The 15,888-nt window shown below is 75.2% G+C and carries 12 protein-coding genes and 1 pseudogene; 7 read left to right on the forward strand and 6 right to left on the reverse strand.

Translation table 11 applies throughout. From position 1 onward, the window contains the following. Positions 1-35 precede the first annotated feature (35 nt). Positions 36-1,955, reverse strand: coding sequence for a hypothetical protein (locus AB0H57_RS01520; protein ID WP_357501710.1), 1,920 nt, complete (start codon positions 1,953-1,955; stop codon positions 36-38). Positions 1,956-2,091: 136 nt separating this feature from the next. Between AB0H57_RS01520 and AB0H57_RS01525 the strand changes: the two genes are divergently transcribed. The 6 genes from AB0H57_RS01525 (at position 2,092) to AB0H57_RS01550 (ending at position 8,052) form a co-directional block, all read left to right on the forward strand. Continuing rightward, positions 2,092-3,372, forward strand: a complete 1,281-nt coding sequence (locus AB0H57_RS01525; RefSeq protein WP_357501504.1) for a PQQ-binding-like beta-propeller repeat protein — start codon at positions 2,092-2,094, stop codon at positions 3,370-3,372. A 10-nt stretch (positions 3,373-3,382) separates the two neighbouring features. Next, positions 3,383-4,672, forward strand: a complete 1,290-nt coding sequence (locus AB0H57_RS01530) for a PQQ-binding-like beta-propeller repeat protein (RefSeq protein ID WP_357501712.1) — start codon at positions 3,383-3,385, stop codon at positions 4,670-4,672. 67 nt (positions 4,673-4,739) lie between these two features. Then, entirely contained in the window at positions 4,740-5,402 is a 663-nt protein-coding gene (locus AB0H57_RS01535; RefSeq protein WP_357501505.1) for a response regulator transcription factor, read from the forward strand. Between the two features lie 55 nt (positions 5,403-5,457). Beyond that, a complete protein-coding gene (locus AB0H57_RS01540; protein WP_357501506.1) occupies positions 5,458-6,657 on the forward strand; it encodes a HAMP domain-containing sensor histidine kinase in 1,200 nt (399 codons plus the stop codon). Between the two features lie 21 nt (positions 6,658-6,678). After that, positions 6,679-7,581, forward strand: coding sequence for an AEC family transporter (locus AB0H57_RS01545; protein ID WP_357501507.1), 903 nt, complete (start codon positions 6,679-6,681; stop codon positions 7,579-7,581). An 84-nt stretch (positions 7,582-7,665) separates the two neighbouring features. Continuing rightward, positions 7,666-8,052, forward strand: a complete 387-nt coding sequence (locus AB0H57_RS01550) for a VOC family protein (protein WP_357501508.1) — start codon at positions 7,666-7,668, stop codon at positions 8,050-8,052. Between the two features lie 54 nt (positions 8,053-8,106). Here AB0H57_RS01550 and AB0H57_RS01555 read toward each other — a convergent pair whose 3' ends face one another. The 5 genes from AB0H57_RS01555 to AB0H57_RS01575 all read right to left on the reverse strand — a co-directional run bounded on the left by AB0H57_RS01555 (position 8,107) and on the right by AB0H57_RS01575 (position 15,121). Beyond that, positions 8,107-8,958, reverse strand: a complete 852-nt coding sequence (locus AB0H57_RS01555; RefSeq protein ID WP_357501509.1) for a hypothetical protein — start codon at positions 8,956-8,958, stop codon at positions 8,107-8,109. A gap of 83 nt (positions 8,959-9,041) precedes the next feature. Further along, positions 9,042-10,073 carry a hypothetical protein gene (locus AB0H57_RS01560; protein WP_357501510.1) on the reverse strand — a complete coding sequence of 344 codons (1,032 nt, stop codon included), beginning with the start codon at positions 10,071-10,073 and terminating at the stop codon, positions 9,042-9,044. Positions 10,074-10,250: 177 nt separating this feature from the next. Further along, the gene (locus AB0H57_RS01565; protein ID WP_357501511.1) at positions 10,251-12,317 is read right to left on the reverse strand and encodes a 3-hydroxyacyl-CoA dehydrogenase NAD-binding domain-containing protein; all 2,067 of its coding nucleotides are present in this window, start codon (positions 12,315-12,317) and stop codon (positions 10,251-10,253) included. Continuing rightward, a complete protein-coding gene (locus AB0H57_RS01570; RefSeq protein ID WP_357501512.1) occupies positions 12,314-13,537 on the reverse strand; it encodes a thiolase family protein in 1,224 nt (407 codons plus the stop codon). The genes AB0H57_RS01565 and AB0H57_RS01570 overlap by 4 nt, the downstream gene beginning before the upstream one ends. Before the next feature lie 279 nt (positions 13,538-13,816). Beyond that, the gene (locus tag AB0H57_RS01575; protein ID WP_357501513.1) at positions 13,817-15,121 is read right to left on the reverse strand and encodes a ribonuclease D; all 1,305 of its coding nucleotides are present in this window, start codon (positions 15,119-15,121) and stop codon (positions 13,817-13,819) included. A gap of 224 nt (positions 15,122-15,345) precedes the next feature. Here AB0H57_RS01575 and AB0H57_RS01580 point away from each other — a divergent pair. Then, positions 15,346-15,888, forward strand: a pseudogene (locus AB0H57_RS01580) (hypothetical protein); the annotation flags it as partial.

The raw sequence follows: 15,888 nt of genomic DNA on the forward strand, positions 1-15,888 counted from the left end.
CGCCCCTCGGGTGGGTCGGGCGGGCCGGGCGACCGTCACGGCACCAGCGGTCGGACGTCCCAGAGCCACACGTCGTCCACCCGCCGGCCCGGGCCGAGCAGCCCGGTGAGCAGCTCCCGGAGCGCCGCCTCGCGGCGGTGCGCGCCGAGCACCACCACGGAGGCCCGCCAGTAGCGCAGGTCCGCCACGGCCCGGCGGCGGTCCTCGTCGGTCAGCGCCGCCACCCGGCCGGTCCGCACGGTCTCGTAGATCAGCGTGCTGGTCGGCCGGTTCGGCGCGCCGAAGACGCCCGCCCCGTCGTGATTCGGGCCGATGAAATAGCCGCCCGGCACCGGGAACTCGTGCCCGGTCAGGGCACTCCAGCGCAGGGTCTCCAGCCCGTAGCCGTTGTTCGGCACCGGCACCGGCACCAGAGTGCGGCCGGCCGGGACGTACGGGCGCCAGTTGCCGGAGGTGATGAAGCGCGGCGGCGGGTCCACGTGCTGCGCCGGCAGCGGCCGGGGCACCAGGGGCAGCACGGCCAGCGCGATGGCCGCGTACCCGATCGGGCGGACCCACCGCGGCCGGGACCGCGCGGCGGTGCCGACCGGCGCGGGGTCGGCCCCCACCCCGGTGTCGTCGCCGGCCGGGCGGGGCCTCGGCACGACGGCCTCCGCCGGGCCGGCGCCGGGCGACACGGCCGGCCGGGGCGGGGTCAACGCGTCCCAGGCCAGGGCGAGCAGCACGCCCAGCGCGCCGGCCACCACCAGCGTCAGCCGGGTCGGCATCATCATCTCGACCAGCGGCAGATCGTCCGGGATGTACGCCCAGGGCCCGTCGATGCCGGTCTGCACCCCGTCGAAGCGCACCTTCGGGCCGATCGAGGCGACGCCGAAGACCACCACCAGCAGGGCCACCATCCGGGCGGCGGGGCGGCGGCGCCACAGCAGCACCAGGGCGGCCAGCGCGAGCAGCACCAGCGGCCAGCCGAACCAGGTGTTCTGCTCGGTCACCCCGATGGTCTTCTCCACCGCCTCGTCGCCGGCCAGGGTGTCCCGGGCGAAGGTGACGAAGGCCATCAGGTCCTCGCCCCAGCTGTGGAAGACCCCGCCCTGCAGGCCCCGGTAGGACTGCGGGCCGTTGAACTGGAACCAGATCGGATAGGCGGTCAGCAGCACGGCCAGCCCGCCACCGAGGCCCAGGGCGGACAGGAACGCGCCGGCCCGCGCCCGGACCGCCCGCGCCCGGGTCACCGCGTACGCGGCCACCATCACCAGGCAGGCCAGCGCGGTGAGCAGCAGCATCTCCTCGTTGACGAAGACCTGGTACGCCACCAGCAGCCCCAGCGCCACCCCGTCCCGCCGCCACCGCCGGTCGGGGCGGCCGAGCAGCAGCACCCGGGTCACGATCAGCGGCAGCAGGAAGTTCGAGGCGAAGTTCGGCTGCCCGTTGGCGTGGTGCATCACGCCCGGCGCGAAGCCGAGGAACGCGCCGCCGACGAACGACCCGGCCCGGGAGCGCACCAGATGCCGGGAGAGCATCCAGTACGCCGTCCCGGCGGTGGCCGCCAGCGCGCCGCCCAGGTAGAGGGCGTAGGTGACCTGCGGGCCGAGCAGCAGGGTGAGCGGCGCCAGCGGCAGGGTCACCCCGAGCAGCGAGGTGTTGGCCATCATGTTCACCCCGTCCGGGGCGTTCTGCCGGGTGCTGAACAGCGGGTTCTCCAGGTGCCGCACCGAGTACGCGCCGTGCGAGAAGAGCCACTCGAACCAGCTGTGGTCGGTCGGCAGGTGGGACGAGACCCGGTGCTCGACGTCGACCCAGTACCGGAGGCAGACGAAAACCCCGAGGAGCACATAGGCTCCGATGGCCAACACGTCGGCGCGGGTCGGCCGCCGCTGTCGCCACCCGGTCGCCGGGGGCGGGACGGGGCCGCGCGCGACGGTCGGGGTCGGGGAGTTCAGCGAGGGGTCCACCACCGGCACAGCCACGACGCGCCATCGTACAGGCGGGATGCGTCGCATTTGTCGGCCCGGGCGACGCCCGGCCGATTCGCCCGGCTCCGGGGTGGCCGGGCCGGTGCGGCCGGCCCCGGTCCCGGGTGGAGAGGATGCCGTGACGGTCATCGAACTGGGTGAGCGGCGGGAAGCGGCGCCCGCCGCCCCGCCCCGCCCGCCGCGGGTACCCGGGCGCCCGGCGCGGCTGCTGCTCGTGCTGGCTCTCGCCCTGGTCACGCTGGGCGGCGCGGCCCCGGTCCGGGCCCGCGTGCCCGGCATGGTGCCGGCGCCCCCCGGCGCCACCCCCTTCCAGGTCGGCGACCGGCTCTACGTCACCGCGCCGGTCGCCGACGCCAGCGACAGTCACGAACTGATCGCGTACCCGCTGGCCGCCGTGGCCGACGGCGGTGGGCGACCCGCCGCGCTGTGGCAGGCCCCGCTGCCCGGGCGGGGCGAGGTCTTCTGGCTGACCGAGCTGGCCGGGGTGGTGCTGGTGACCGGTCCGACCAGCGGCGACGACACCTTCCTGACGGTGGCGTTCGACCGGGCCACCGGAGAGCGGCGGTGGCAACAGCCCGGGGCCGCGGTGGGCGGGGGTGGAAAGCTGTACGTGCACCTCGGCGTCAGCACCGGTGGGTCCGGTGCCTTCCGCCGGCTCGACCCGGCGACGGGGCGGGCGTTGTGGTCGGTGCCGACCCCGCCCGACTCGCTGCGCTTCGACTTCACGGCGGGGCGGACCGGCCGTCTCGTGCTGGTGCCCGCCGAGGGCCCGACCCAGGTGTGGGACGCCGACTCCGGCCGCCGGCTGCGCGCCGCCGACCTGACCCCCGGCCGGCCGTCGCGGCACCAGCGCGCCCAGGTGGTCGGCGACCTGCTGGTGATCGTGCGGGGCGAGACGGTCACCGGGTACGGGCTGGACGAGCTGGACCGGCGCTGGCAGGTCCAGCTCGCCCAGGTGGCCTTCGTGACCCGGTGCGCCGCGCTGATCTGCGCGGAAGGCCCGACCGGTGGCCTGCGCGCGCTCGACCCGGCCACCGGCCGTACCGTGTGGAGCGACCCCCGGTGGACGCTGCTCGCCGAACGCGACGGCCGGTTGCTGGTCACCGCGGCGGGTCCGGTCGCGTCCTGGCCGATGCGGGTGCTCGACCCGGCCACCGGCCGTGGCGTCGCGGACCTCGGCGACTGGCAACTGGCCGGCGGCAGCCACCGCGACGCGCCACTGATCGGCGTGCGCTGGGTGGACGGGCGCCGGCTGGCCGTGGCCCGGCTGGACCCGACCGCCGGCCGGGCATGGATCTGGGACGTGCTGCCCGGCGTCCAGGGCGGCTGCCAGGCCGGCACGGTGCTGCTCTGTCCGCGCCAGGACGGTACCTTTGCGCTGTGGCGGCTGGACCGGTGACGCGGTGTCGATGATCGAGCTGGGTGAGCTGCGGCACGGCGACGAGCACGAGCCGGAGCCGGTCCCGCGCCGGGGCGCGCCACCGGCCCGCACCGGCCGGGCGGTGCTGCTGGCGGTCCTGGCGCTGCTCACCCTCGCCGCGTCGGCGCCGCCGCCCGCCGGGCAGCGGTACGTGACGATCGCCGGCCCGCCGGAGGGCACCTTCCGGATCGCCGACGGGCGGCTGTTCGTCATCGACGACCCGACCGGCCGGGGCGGCACGCCGGAGGTGGCCGCGTACCCGCTGCCGGTCGGCGACCGGCTGTGGCGGCTGCGGCTGCCGCGCGGGCAGCAGCCGGTGGACCTCCACCTCGCCGCCGGGTCGCTGCTGGTCCTGACCCGTACCCCCGAATCCGGCGAGTCCACCGCCACCGCCGTCGACCCGGCCACCGGGCGGGTGCGCTGGCGCCAGCCCGGCTACCCGCTGTCGGCGCGCCACGGCCTCCTGCTGTTCGAGGTCCAGTCCCCGGCCGGCGGTCCCGCCGTGCTCCGCGGGGTCGACGCCGCCTCCGGAGCGCAGCGCTGGTCGCGACCGGTCCCCGCGGGCGGGGTGGGCTACGAGTTCGGCCCCGACGGGATCGGCCACGTCGTGCTGCTGGGTCCCTCCGGGCGGGTGCAGGTGCTCGACGGCGGCAGCGGTGCGGTGCTGCGGGTCGGCCGGATGCCGGCGACGGCGACCACGGCGGACGGCCAGCAACCGGGCGTCTTCCTGGTGGACGGCCTGCTGATGGTCGACGATCGCGCCGGGACGCTGACCGCATACGGGCTGGACCGGCTCGACCGGCGGTGGAGCATCCCGGTGGAGTCGGGCCTGGGCCAAATCCTGGAGCGTTGCGGGGACGGGCTGTGCCTGCGGACCGGCCGGCCCGGTCTGGGGCTGGTCGACCGGGCGACCGGGCGGGTCCGGTGGCGGGTCGAGGCGTCGGGGACGGTGTGGCCGCTCGGCGACCGGCTGCTGGTCGCCGCCGACGGGGAGCAGCGGGAGGTGGACCTCGTCCTCCTCGACCAGCGCACCGGGCGGCAGCTCGGCGCGCTCGGCCAGTGGCAGCTCTCCTGGGCCGATCCCACCCGGGACCCGATGATCGGGCTGCGCCGGCTGGACGGGGGCGGAAGGCTGGTGGCCCGGCTGGACGTGACCACCGGCCGGAGCGAGGCGCTCGACGTGCTGTCCGGCGAGTGGGACGGCTGCGCGAACGACCGGCGGGTGCTGGTCTGCCGGCAGCCGGACGGGACCCTGGGTGTCTGGCGGCTCGACCGCTGAGCGTTGGTGCGGTGCCACTAGGTTGTCGGGCAGGTCAGCCGGGTGGCCGGCCGTGGGGAGGGGTGGGATGCGGGTACTGGTGGTCGAGGACGAGCGCAACCTCGCCGACGCGATCGCGCGCGGCCTGCGCAAGCGCGGCATGGCGGTGGACGTCGCGTACGACGGCGACAGCGGGCACGAGGCCGCTTTCGTCACCCGGTACGACGTGGTCGTCCTCGACCGTGACCTGCCCGGCATGCACGGCGACCGGATCTGCGCCGAGCTGGTCTCCTCCGGCACCCTCACCCGGGTGCTGATGCTCACCGCCAGCGGCACCGTCGCGGACCGGGTGGAAGGGCTGCAACTCGGCGCGGACGACTACCTGCCCAAGCCGTTCGCCTTCGACGAGCTGGTCGCCCGGGTGCAGGCGCTGGGCCGGCGGGCCACCCCGGCCGCCCCACCGGTGCTGGAGTTCGCCGACCTGTCGCTGGACCCGGCCCGCCGGGTCGCCACCCGGGACGGCGTACCGGTCGACCTGACCAACAAGGAGTTCGGCGTGCTCTGCGAGCTGCTCAAGGCGCGCGGCGCGGTGGTCTCCAGCGAGGAACTGCTGGAACGGGTCTGGGACGCCAACACCGACCCGTTCACCACCATCGTCCGGGTGACCGTGATGACGCTGCGCAAGAAGCTGGGCGACCCGCCGCTGATCGAGACGGTCGTCGGCGCGGGCTACCGGGTGGGGGAGGCATGAGCGTGAGGAGCGAGCCGGGTTTGCGAGCCCCGCAGTCGCGAACAGAGGGCTCGTCATGAGTCTCCGGCCGACGCTGCGGCTGCGGCTCACCCTGCTCAACGGGGTGCTGCTGGTCGGCGCCGGGGCGATCCTGCTGCTGCTGGCCTGGCTGCTGGTCCGCGACGCGCTGCACCCCACCGACGAGCTGCTGCCGGGCACCACCGTGACGCTCGCCGACGGGCGCACCCTGGACGCCGCGCAGTGGCAGCGGCGGCTGGTCGACACCACCTCGTGGGAGCTGCTGGCCGAGGGGCTCGGCGCGCTGCTGGCGGTGAGCCTGGTCGGCGTCGCCGGGGCGTACGCGGTCGCCGGCCGGGCCCTGCGCCCGCTGCACCAGGTCACCGCCACCGCACAGCGGCTCGGCGAGGCCACGCTGGACCAGCGGATCCGCTGGTCCGGCGCGGACGACGAGGTGGCCGAGCTGGCCAAGACCTTCGACGCGATGCTGGACCGGCTCGCCGACTCGTTCGAGGCGCAGAAGCGGTTCGTCGCCAACGCCTCGCACGAGCTGCGCACCCCGCTGGCGGTGATGCGTACCGAGATCGACGTGACGCTCAGCGACGACGAGGCCGACCTCGCCGAGTACCGCCGGATGGCCACCGTGGTCCGGGACGCCTCGGAACGGGCCAACGGCCTGGTCGACGCGCTGCTGCTGCTGGCCCGCAGCGAGGCGCAGGCCGGTCGGGCGCTCGGCCGGCGTACCGAGTGCGACCTGGCCGCCGGGGTGGCGAACGCGCTGTCCGCGGTGCGCCGCGAGGTGGACCGGATCGGCCTGCGGGTGCGGACCTCGCTGGAGCCGGCCCCGGTGCTCGGCGACCCGGGGCTGCTGGACCGGCTGGCCGGCAACCTGGTGGAGAACGCGGTCCGCTACAACCACCTCCAGGGCCGGATGTGGGTGCGGACCGGGTCGGACGGCCGGCGCTCCTGGCTGGTGGTCGGCAACACCGGCTTCGAGGTGCACCAGGCCGACGTACCCGGGCTGTTCGAGCCGTTCCGGCGGGGCGGGCAGGAACGCACCGGCGCGCGCGGCTCCGGGCTGGGGCTGTCCATCGTCCGGGCGGTCTGCACCGCGCACGGCGGGCGGGTGACCGCGGTCGCCCAGCCGGGCGGCGGTCTGGAGGTCACCGTCACGCTGCCCGCGCCGGGCGCCGCCCCGGTCGAGGCCCCGACCGTACGCACCGGCGCGGCCGACGGATCCCCGGGATCACCGCACTGACCCGACCCGTACGCTGCCCGGGTGCTCGCCGCCTTCGTGCCGATCTGGGTGCTCACCGGCCTGGGGTGGCTCGCCGGGCGGTACCGGCTGCTCGGCCCGGACGCGGAGCGGGTGCTGGCCGGCTTCGTCTTCCGGCTGGCGATGCCCGCGGCGCTGTTCACCGCGCTGTCCCGCGGCCGGCTGGCGTTCCACCCCGGCGCGTTGGGCGCCTTCGCGGCCGGCACCGTGCTCACCATGGCCCTCGGCTTCGTCCTCTGCGCGGTGCTGCTGCGCCGCGGGCTCGGTGCGGCCACCATCGGAGCGATGGCCGCCGGCTACGTCAACTCGGCCAACCTCGGCATACCGGTCGCGCTGCACGTGCTGGGCAACGCCACCTTCCTCACCGAGGTGCTGCTCTTCCAGGTGCTGGTGGTGACGCCGGTGATCCTGGTGGCGCTGGACCGGGCGGCCGGCCGCCCGCTGCGCCCGGCGACCCTGGCCGGCATGCCGCTGCGTAACCCGGTGATCGCCGGGCTGGCGCTCGGCGCGCTCTGCTCCGCGCTGCACTGGCGCCCGCCGGAGGTGGTGGGTGCGCCGCTGGCGTTGCTCGGCGCGGCGGCGGTGCCCACCGCGTTGGTCGCGCTCGGCCTGTCGCTGACCTCGGGTGGCCCCCGGCAGCCGGGGGAGCGGGCCGAGGTGGCCGCCCTGGCCGGGCTGAAGCTGCTGGTCCAGCCGGTGCTGGCCGGCCTGGCCGGGTGGGCCGCCGGCCTCGGCCGGGTCGACCTGCTCGCGCTGGTGGTCTGTGCCGCGCTGCCCACCGCGCAGAACACCTGGACCTACGCCGCCGAGTACGGCCAGGGCGAGTCGGTGGCCCGCCGGACGGTGCTGGTGAGCACCGCGCTGTCGATGGCCACCCTGGCGGTTGCCGGCTGGCTGCTGGGCTGAGGTGGGGGAGGCGCGGTAACCCGGTTGCGCGGAGCGGCGGGCCGTGGCAGCTTCTCCCGGTCAGCCCGACCGGAAGGAACGACCGTGACCGCACGGATCTACAACGTCAGCGTCGACTGCCGGGACACGTACGCCCTGGCCGGCTTCTGGTCCGAGGTCTGGGGCTGCCCCCGGCACCCGGACGACTTTCCCGGTGACCCGGAGGCCCGGCTGGACCCGCCGGGCGGCCCGGTGGTGCTCTTCCTCGCCGTGCCGGAGGGCAAGGCGGTGAAGAACCGGCTGCACTTCGACCTGGAGCCGACCGACCGCACCCGGGCCGAGGAGGTCGAGCGGCTGCTCGGCCTCGGCGCCACCCTGGTCGCCGACCACACCCGCCTGGACGGCGCCGGCTGGGTGGTGCTCGCCGACCCCGAGGGCAACGAGTTCTGCGTGCTGCGCAGCGCGCCCGAACGGGCCGCCACCTCGGGCTGAACGCGACGGGCCCCGGCCACCGCTGGAGGTGGCCGGGGCCCGGCGTACGAGGTACTACTTCTGCTCGATCTGGCCCCGGATGTCGGCCAGCTCGGCCTGCGCCTCGGCGCCGCTCTTGAAGTACATGATGACCATGCCGAGGCTGCCCTTGTCGCTCCACAGGCAGACGCCGAGCGGCACCTTCTGCGTCTCGGCGTCCCCGCACTTGGCCGACCCGCCCAGCGGCCCCGGCTCGACGTTCTTCATCTCACCGAGCTCGACGGCGCTGCTCCGCGCGCCCCGGATGCTCTCGTCGAGGGTCTTGTCCGGATCGGTGTTCAACCCGGACGCCGCGGCGACCATGACCAGGTTCCGCTCCTCCAGGCTGCCGTAGAACGCGCCGACGGTGCTGGTCGAACCCGGCAGCGACTCCTTCAGCCCGCTCTCGAGCTGCCCGGCGCCCTGCTCGAACCTCGGGTCGGTGGCGCGGGCCCGCCCGCCGAGGGTGTCCGGCGCGACCACCCGGACCTTGGTGGCGTCCACGGTCTCCTTGACGTCGTCCTTCACCAGGTACCAGACGGCCGCGCCGCCGCCGAGGCAGAGCAGCAGCACCGCGGCGAGGACGATCAGCAGGATCCGCCCCACCCGGGACTTCTTCGGCGGCGCTCCGGCCGGACCGCCGTACGCCGGGTCGCCGGGCGGGAAGCCGCCCGGCTGCGGCGGGCCGGGGTAGCCGCCGGGCCCGCCGGAGACCGGGTGGCCGGGCTGCGGCGGTGCCGGGTAACCGCCGGGGCCGTCGCCGTACCCGCCGGGGTGGCCGCCCGGCACGGGCGGGTAGCCGCCGGGTTGCTGCGGCGGCGGGTACGAGCCGTATGGCGCGCCGGAGCCCGGCTGCGGGGGGTACGGATTGGCCGGCGGCTGGGACATCGGGTCAGCTCCAGGTTCTTGAGCGAGAAAGACGTGAGGATAGCGGGATCGGCGAGGGCCCGAGGGGCCCACTGTGGACCGGCTCAGGACTGCTTCTCGATCTGCCCCCGGACCTTGACGAACTGCGCCTTCGCCTTGGCCGCCGAGGAGAAGAAGAACAGCAGGACGCCCACGCTGCCGGTGTCCGCCCAGACGCAGACCCCGATCGGGAGGCCGGACCCCTCACCGTCGCCGCAGCTGGCGCGCCCACCCAGCGGGCCGGGCGGCACGGGGGTCATCTTCTTGACCGACAGCTCGGTGCGGAACCCCTCGACCGCGTCGGCCAGCTCCGTCGCGGGATCGAGGATCAGGCCGGAGGCCGCCGCGACCATCACCAGGTCCCGCTTCTCAGGGCTGCCGTAGAAGGCGCTCACCGCGCCCGTCTCGTTCTGCACGGTGGACCGCATGTCGCCGACCATCTCGGCGGCGAGCGCCCGCAGCTCCGGGTCGGTGCTCTTCGGACGGCCGGAGAGCGTCTTGGGCGTGACCAGCCGGACCCGGGGGAACTTCGCGGTCGCCTCGGGCTCCTCGTCGTCCTCCGCCGACGGGCTGGGGGCGGCGGTCTCCGGCGAGGCCGTGCCGGTCGGGGTCGGGCGGGCCGACGGGGTGTCCTGGTCGCCGTTGGAGAGGGCCACATAGGCGAGAGCGCCGCCGCCCAGGCAGAGCACGAGCAGGCCGGCCAGGGAGAGGGAGAGGATCAACGGCAGCGAGGACTTCTTCGCCGGCGGCGCGGGCGGGAAGCCGCCGGCCGGCGGGCCCGGCGGGGCCATCCCGTACGGCATGGTCGGCTCCGGCCCGGCGGGCGGCGGACCCCACGCTCCGCCCTGTGGCGCGCCCGGCGGGGGACCCCAGGCTCCGCCCTGTGGCGCGCCCGCCGGTGGGTGGGCCGCCGGGACGGCACCCGAGGTCGGCGCGGCCGGGTAGGCGGTGGTCGGCTGCTCCCCGGGGCGGGGGGCGGGCACCCCGGGGTAGGCGGTGGTCGGCCAGTCGGCCGCCGACGTCGGGTCGGGGTGCTGCCCCGGGGTGGTGGGGTGTTCCGGCTGCCGGGACCAGGGGTCGACCGGGGGTGAGGACATCAGATCAGCTCCAGGCGGAAGGAAAGAACAGGTGATCGTACCCAGCGGTCGATCACCCGCCGCCGCCGGCCCGGAACGACGATCGCGGTGGCCGGGCCGTCCGGTGTGGACTGGTCGGGCCACCGCGATCGGCGGGGGAGCGGGAGTGGCTCGGGTCGGTGCCCCAGGCCGGAGCCGTCAGCGCAGGCTGGCGACTCCGCGCGGCAGGAACCGCCGGCCGGTGACCCGCTCGGCGGTGCCGGTCCGGTCCAGGTACGGCGTGACGCCGCCCAGGTGGAACGGCCAGCCCGCGCCGAGGATCATGCACAGGTCGATGTCCTGCGCCTCGGCGACGACGCCCTCGTCGAGCATCAGCCGGATCTCCTGGGCCAGCGCGTCCAGCGCGCTCTGCCGGACCTGCTCGGCGGTGAGCGGCTGGTCGCCGACCACGAGCAGCTTGGCCACCTCGTCGTTGATCTCGTCGTCGACCACGATCGGTTGCCCGGAGGCGGCGATCCGCTTCAGGTTCTCGCTGACCCCGAACCGGTCGGGGAACGCGGCGTGCAGGGTGCCGCCCACGTGGTACGCCACGGCCGGGCCGACCAGCTGGAGCAGGGCGAGCGGCCGCATCGGCAGGCCCAGCGGGTCCAGCGCGCTGTTCGCCACGTCCAGCGGGGTGCCCTGGTCGACGGCGGCGAAGACGGTGCCCAGGAAGCGGGTCAGCAGTCGGTTCACCACGAACGCCGGGGCGTCGGAGACCAGCACGCTGGACTTCTTCAGCTGCTTGCCGACGGCGAACGCGGTGGCCAGGGTGGCGTCGTCGGTCCGCTCGCCCCGAACGATCTCCAGCAGCGGCAGCACCGCGACCGGGTTGAAGAAGTGGAAGCCGACCACCCGCTCCGGGTGCGCCAGGTCGGCGGCCATTTCGGTGATCGACAGCGAGCTGGTGTTGGTGGCGAGCACCGCCTCCGGCTTGACGATCTGCTCCAGCTCGGCCCAGACCTGCTTCTTGACGTTCAGGTCCTCGAAGACGGCCTCGATGACGAAGTCGGCGTCGGCGAAGACGGCCTTGTCGACCGAGCCGGAGACCAGGCCGTACAGCTTGGCGGCGGTGCCCTTGTCCATCCGGCCCTTGCTGACGGCCTTCTCGATCTGGGTGTGCACGTACCCGACGCCCTTGTCCACGCGGGACTGGTCCAGGTCGGTCAGCACGACCGGCACCTGGAGGCGGCGGGCGAAGAGCAGGGCGAGCTGGCTGGCCATCAGGCCGGCGCCGACGATGCCCACCTTGGTCACCGGCCGGGCCAGGCCCTTGTCCGGCGCGCCGGCCGGCCGCTTGGCCCGCCGCTGCACCAGGTCGAAGGCGTACAGGCCGCTGCGCAGCTCCTCGGAGAAGACCAGGTCGGCCAGGGCCTCGTCCTCGGCGGCGGTGCCGGTGGCGAAGTCCGCATCCTTCGCGGTCTCCAGCAGGTCCAGGGCCTTGTACGCGGCCGGGACCGCGCCGTGCAGCCGCTGGTCGAGGGTCTGCCGGGCGAAGTAGAGCACGCCCGCCCACATGTCCTTGTCGACCTCGGGCCGGGTCACGGTGACCGCGCCCCGGACCACGCCAGCGGCCCATTCGAGGGACCGCTCCAGGAAGTCGGCCGGCTCCAGCAGCACGTCCGCGATGCCCATTTCCGCCGCCTGCTTCGGCTTGAGCATCTTGTTCTGCATGAGCGGGTTCTGGATGATCACCTGGGTGGCGGCCGGGATGCCGATCAGGTTTGGCAGCAGCTGGGTGCCGCCCCAGCCGGGCACCAGGCCGAGCGAGACCTCGGGCAGGGCGAGGGCCGCCGCGCCCGCCGACAGGGTCCGGTAGTGGCAGTGCAGGGCCAGCTCCAGGCCGCCGCCCATCGCCGCGCCGTTGACGAAGGCGAAGGTCGGGATCTCGCTGTCCTTGAGCCGGGCGAAGACCCGGTGGCCGAGCCGGCCGATCTCCAGCGCCTGCTCGCGGTCGGCCAGCGCCGGCAGGCCGACGATGTCCGCGCCCACGCAGAAGATGTACGGCTTGCCGGTGACCGCGATGAACGCCGGCTTCGCCGCCAGCGCCGCGGTGATCGCCTCGTCCAGGCTGGTCAGCCCGGCCGGGCCGAAGGTGTTCGGCTTGGTGTGGTCGAAGCCGTTGTCGAGGGTGATCAGGGCGGCGGGACGGTCCAGCCCCGGCACGTCCACCTGGCGCAGCAGCGCCTTCGTGACGACCTCGTTCGGTGCCGCGAGCGCGCTCACTTGTCTCCACCCTCCCGCTGAGCCGGCTTGCTGGACTCCGTCCAGTGTGGGTTCTCCCAGATGACCGTGCCGCCCATGCCGATGCCGATGCACATGGCGGTGAGGCCGTAGCGGACCTCGGGGTGCTCGGCGAACTGCCGGGCCAGCTGGGTCATCAGCCGTACGCCGGAGGAGGCGAGCGGGTGACCGATGGCGATCGCGCCGCCCCACGGGTTGACTCGCGGGTCGTCGTCGGCGATGCCGAAATGGTCGAGGAAGGCGAGCACCTGCACGGCGAACGCCTCGTTCAGCTCGAACAGGCCGATGTCGTCGATGGTCAGGCCGGCGATGCGCAGCGCCTTCTCCGTCGACGGGATCGGGCCGACGCCCATCACCTCCGGCTCGACGCCGACGAAGCCGTACGACACCAGCCGCATGCCGACCGGCAGGCCCAGCTCGCGGGCGGTCTCCTCGGCGACCAGCAGGGCCGCGGTGGCGCCGTCGTTCAGGCCGGCCGCGTTGCCCGCGGTGACCTTGCCGTGCGGGCGGAACGGCGTCTTCAGGGTGGCCAGCTTCTCCATCGAGGTCTCCCGGGGGGCCTCGTCGGTGGTGGCCAGACCCCAGCCGGTCTCCGGGTCGCGGACGGCGACGGACACCAGGTCGCCCTGGAGCTTGCCGTCGGCGTACGCCTTGGCGGTCCGCTCCTGGGAGGCCAGCGCGAACGCGTCCGTTCGCTCCTTGGTGATGTGCGGGACCCGGTCGTGCAGGTTTTCCGCGGTGGCGCCCATGACCAGGGCGGACGGGTCGACCAGCTTCTCCGCGACGATCCGCGGGTTGGGGTCGACGCCCTCGCCCATCGGGTGGCGGCCCATGTGCTCGACGCCGCCGGCGATGGCCACGTCGTAGGCGCCCATGGCGATGCCGCCGGCCACGGTGGTGACGGCGGTCATCGCGCCGGCGCACATCCGGTCGATGGCGAAGCCGGGCACGGTTTTGGGCAGGCCGGCCAGCAGGGCGGCGGTGCGGCCGATGGTCAGTCCCTGGTCGCCGATCTGGGTGGTGGCCGCGATGGCAACCTCCTCGACCCGCTCCGGCGGGAGCTGGGGGTTGCGTCGCATCAGCTCGCGGATGCAGCGGATCACCAGGTCGTCGGCGCGGGTGTTGGCGTACATGCCACCCGCCTTGCCGAACGGGGTACGGACGCCGTCGACGAAGACGACATCTCGAACTTCACGGGGCACTTGGAGCCTCCTCTTCGACCATAATTCGGCCTCCGCGTCGCTAGGCGGCGCTACGGACCGAATGAGGGTCGGCCGGCGCTGGCGTGGGTCCCTCGGATGCTACTCGCCAGTAACCAACCCCGACACCACCCCCCATGTGGCCCACCCCACACCCACCCCCGCCCCCTCCCCGCGCCCCTCTCGCTCCCCGGTCCGTTGATCAAGGAGTTTGCGTCGTCGGGGCGGCGTGTCGCGGACGCAAACTCCTTGATCACCGCCGAGATCAGCGGGCGGGGGTCATCAGAGGGTGTGGAGGGCTTCGGTGAGGTCGGGGAGGAGGAGGGTGATCTGCCACTCGCGGGCGCCGAAGCCGCGGAGGGTCTCGGCGACCGTGTCGTCGGTGATCTCCTCGGGGGGCTGCCAGGCCAGGCGGCGGATCGAGTCCGGGGCGACCAGGTTCTCCGCGGGGAGCTGGTGCGCGCCGGAGGTCCGGACCACCACCTCCCGGCAGCGGGCCAGCCGCGCGGCGGCCACCGGGTCCCGCTCGGCCCAGCGGTGTGGCGGCGGCGGACCCTCCACCGTCGGGGTCACCGGCAGCGCGTCGTCCGGCAGGTGCCGGGCGTCGTCGAGCGCGGCCAGCCAGGTCCGGGCCAGCCGGCGCACCGAGCGACCGCCGAACCCGGGCAGGGTGAGCAGCGTCTTCTCGTCCTTCGGGTCCAGCTCCGCCGCGGCCACGATCGCCGAGTCCGGCAACACCCGGCCCGGCGCGGCGTCCCGCCGCGCGGCGATCTGGTCCCGGGCGTACCACAGCGACCGGACCCGTGCCTGGGCCCGCGCGCCCCGGACCCGATGGATGCCCGAGGTACGCCGCCACGGCTCGGCGCGTACCCGGGGTGGGCGGGCGCCGTTACGCACCAGCGCGGCGAACTCCTCCGCCGCCCACCCGGACTTGCCCTGCCGGGTCAGCTCCTCGTCGAGCGCGTCGCGCAGGTCGACCAGCATCTCCACGTCCAGCGCCGCGTACGTCAACCACGACTCCGGCAGCGGGCGGCTGGACCAGTCGGCGGCCGAGTGGTGCTTCTCCAGCGTGTAGCCGAGCAACTGCTCGGTGAGCGCGGCGAGGCCGACCCGCTCGAACCCGGCCAGCCGGGCGGCCAGCTCGGTGTCGAAGAGGCGGCGCGGTCGCAGCCCCACCTCCGCCAGGCAGGCCAGGTCCTGGCTGGCCGCGTGCAACACCCACTCGGCCTCGGCGATCGCCGCGTCCAGGGCGGCGAGGTCGGGCAGCGGCAGCGGGTCGATCAGCGCGGTGCCGGCGCCGGCCCGGCGCAGCTGCACCAGGTACGCGCGCTGGCTGTAGCGGTAGCCCGAGGCGCGCTCGGCGTCCAGAGCGACGGGGCCGGTGCCGGCGGCGAAGCGGGCCACGACCTCGTCGAGCCCGCCCGGTGTGGCCACCGGTTCGGGTGTGCCGTCGCGGGGGGCGGTCAGCGGGACGGGGCCGCCGGTGGGCTCGTCGGTCCGGTCCAGGGGCTCGGGCGCGGCCGGGGAGGGGACCTCTTCGGCACGGCTCTCGGCGGCCCGACGGCGCAGGGGTGGTTCGTCGGTCACCTGACAACCCTAGTGCGCCGGCAGATCCGGTGTGCGCAGCCGGTCCGGGGCGTGTCGGCGGGATGGCCGCCAGGTGTCCTGGCCGAGCCGGCTCTCGTCGAAGTGACGAGATCGGACAACAGGGCAGACAAAGCCCGTTCGCGCCGGTACGGTCCATCGGGCCGCGCGGCGTTGAGCCTGGCAGCGGCCTTGCGGTGGGGTGGGCACGGGGAGGGCGAGGGGCCATGGCGGCTGGCTACGGTGACGGGTTCTCCGGGCAGAGCGCGGACGGGACGACCGACCCGGAGCGCGGCGCGCCGATCAGCGGCCGGCCGGGACCTCTGCCGCCGCGCCTCACCCGACCGGCCGGCCACCCGGCCGTAGCCGGGCAGACCGACGTCCCGGCGGGGCCGGGTGGCGGCTTCTCCGCCCCGCCGGCCGGCAACGTCCCGCCCCCGGCGGCCGGGGGCTTCCCCGCACCGCCGGCGGACCACCCGAGGGTGCCCTTTCGGCCCGGCGGGGGCGTCGCGCCGGCGTACGAGCGGCGGGACCCGGCGCCCGTGCCGGCGCCCCGGGCCACCTGGCCCGCCACCTCCACCGGCGGACAGTCGGCCGGCGCGCCCACCCAGGGCGGCTGGTCGTCGGCCATCGCCCCCGGCCAGCCCACCGGAGCAGCCACCGGCCCCGGCCTGCCCACCGGAGCAGCCACCGGCCCCGGCCTGCCCACCGGAGCAGCCACCGGCCCCGGCCTGCCCACCGGAGCAGCCACCGGCCCCGGCCTGCCCACC

It is taken from the genome of Micromonospora sp. NPDC050686 (assembly GCF_040654475.1).
Classification (GTDB): Bacteria; Actinomycetota; Actinomycetes; order Mycobacteriales; family Micromonosporaceae; genus Micromonospora.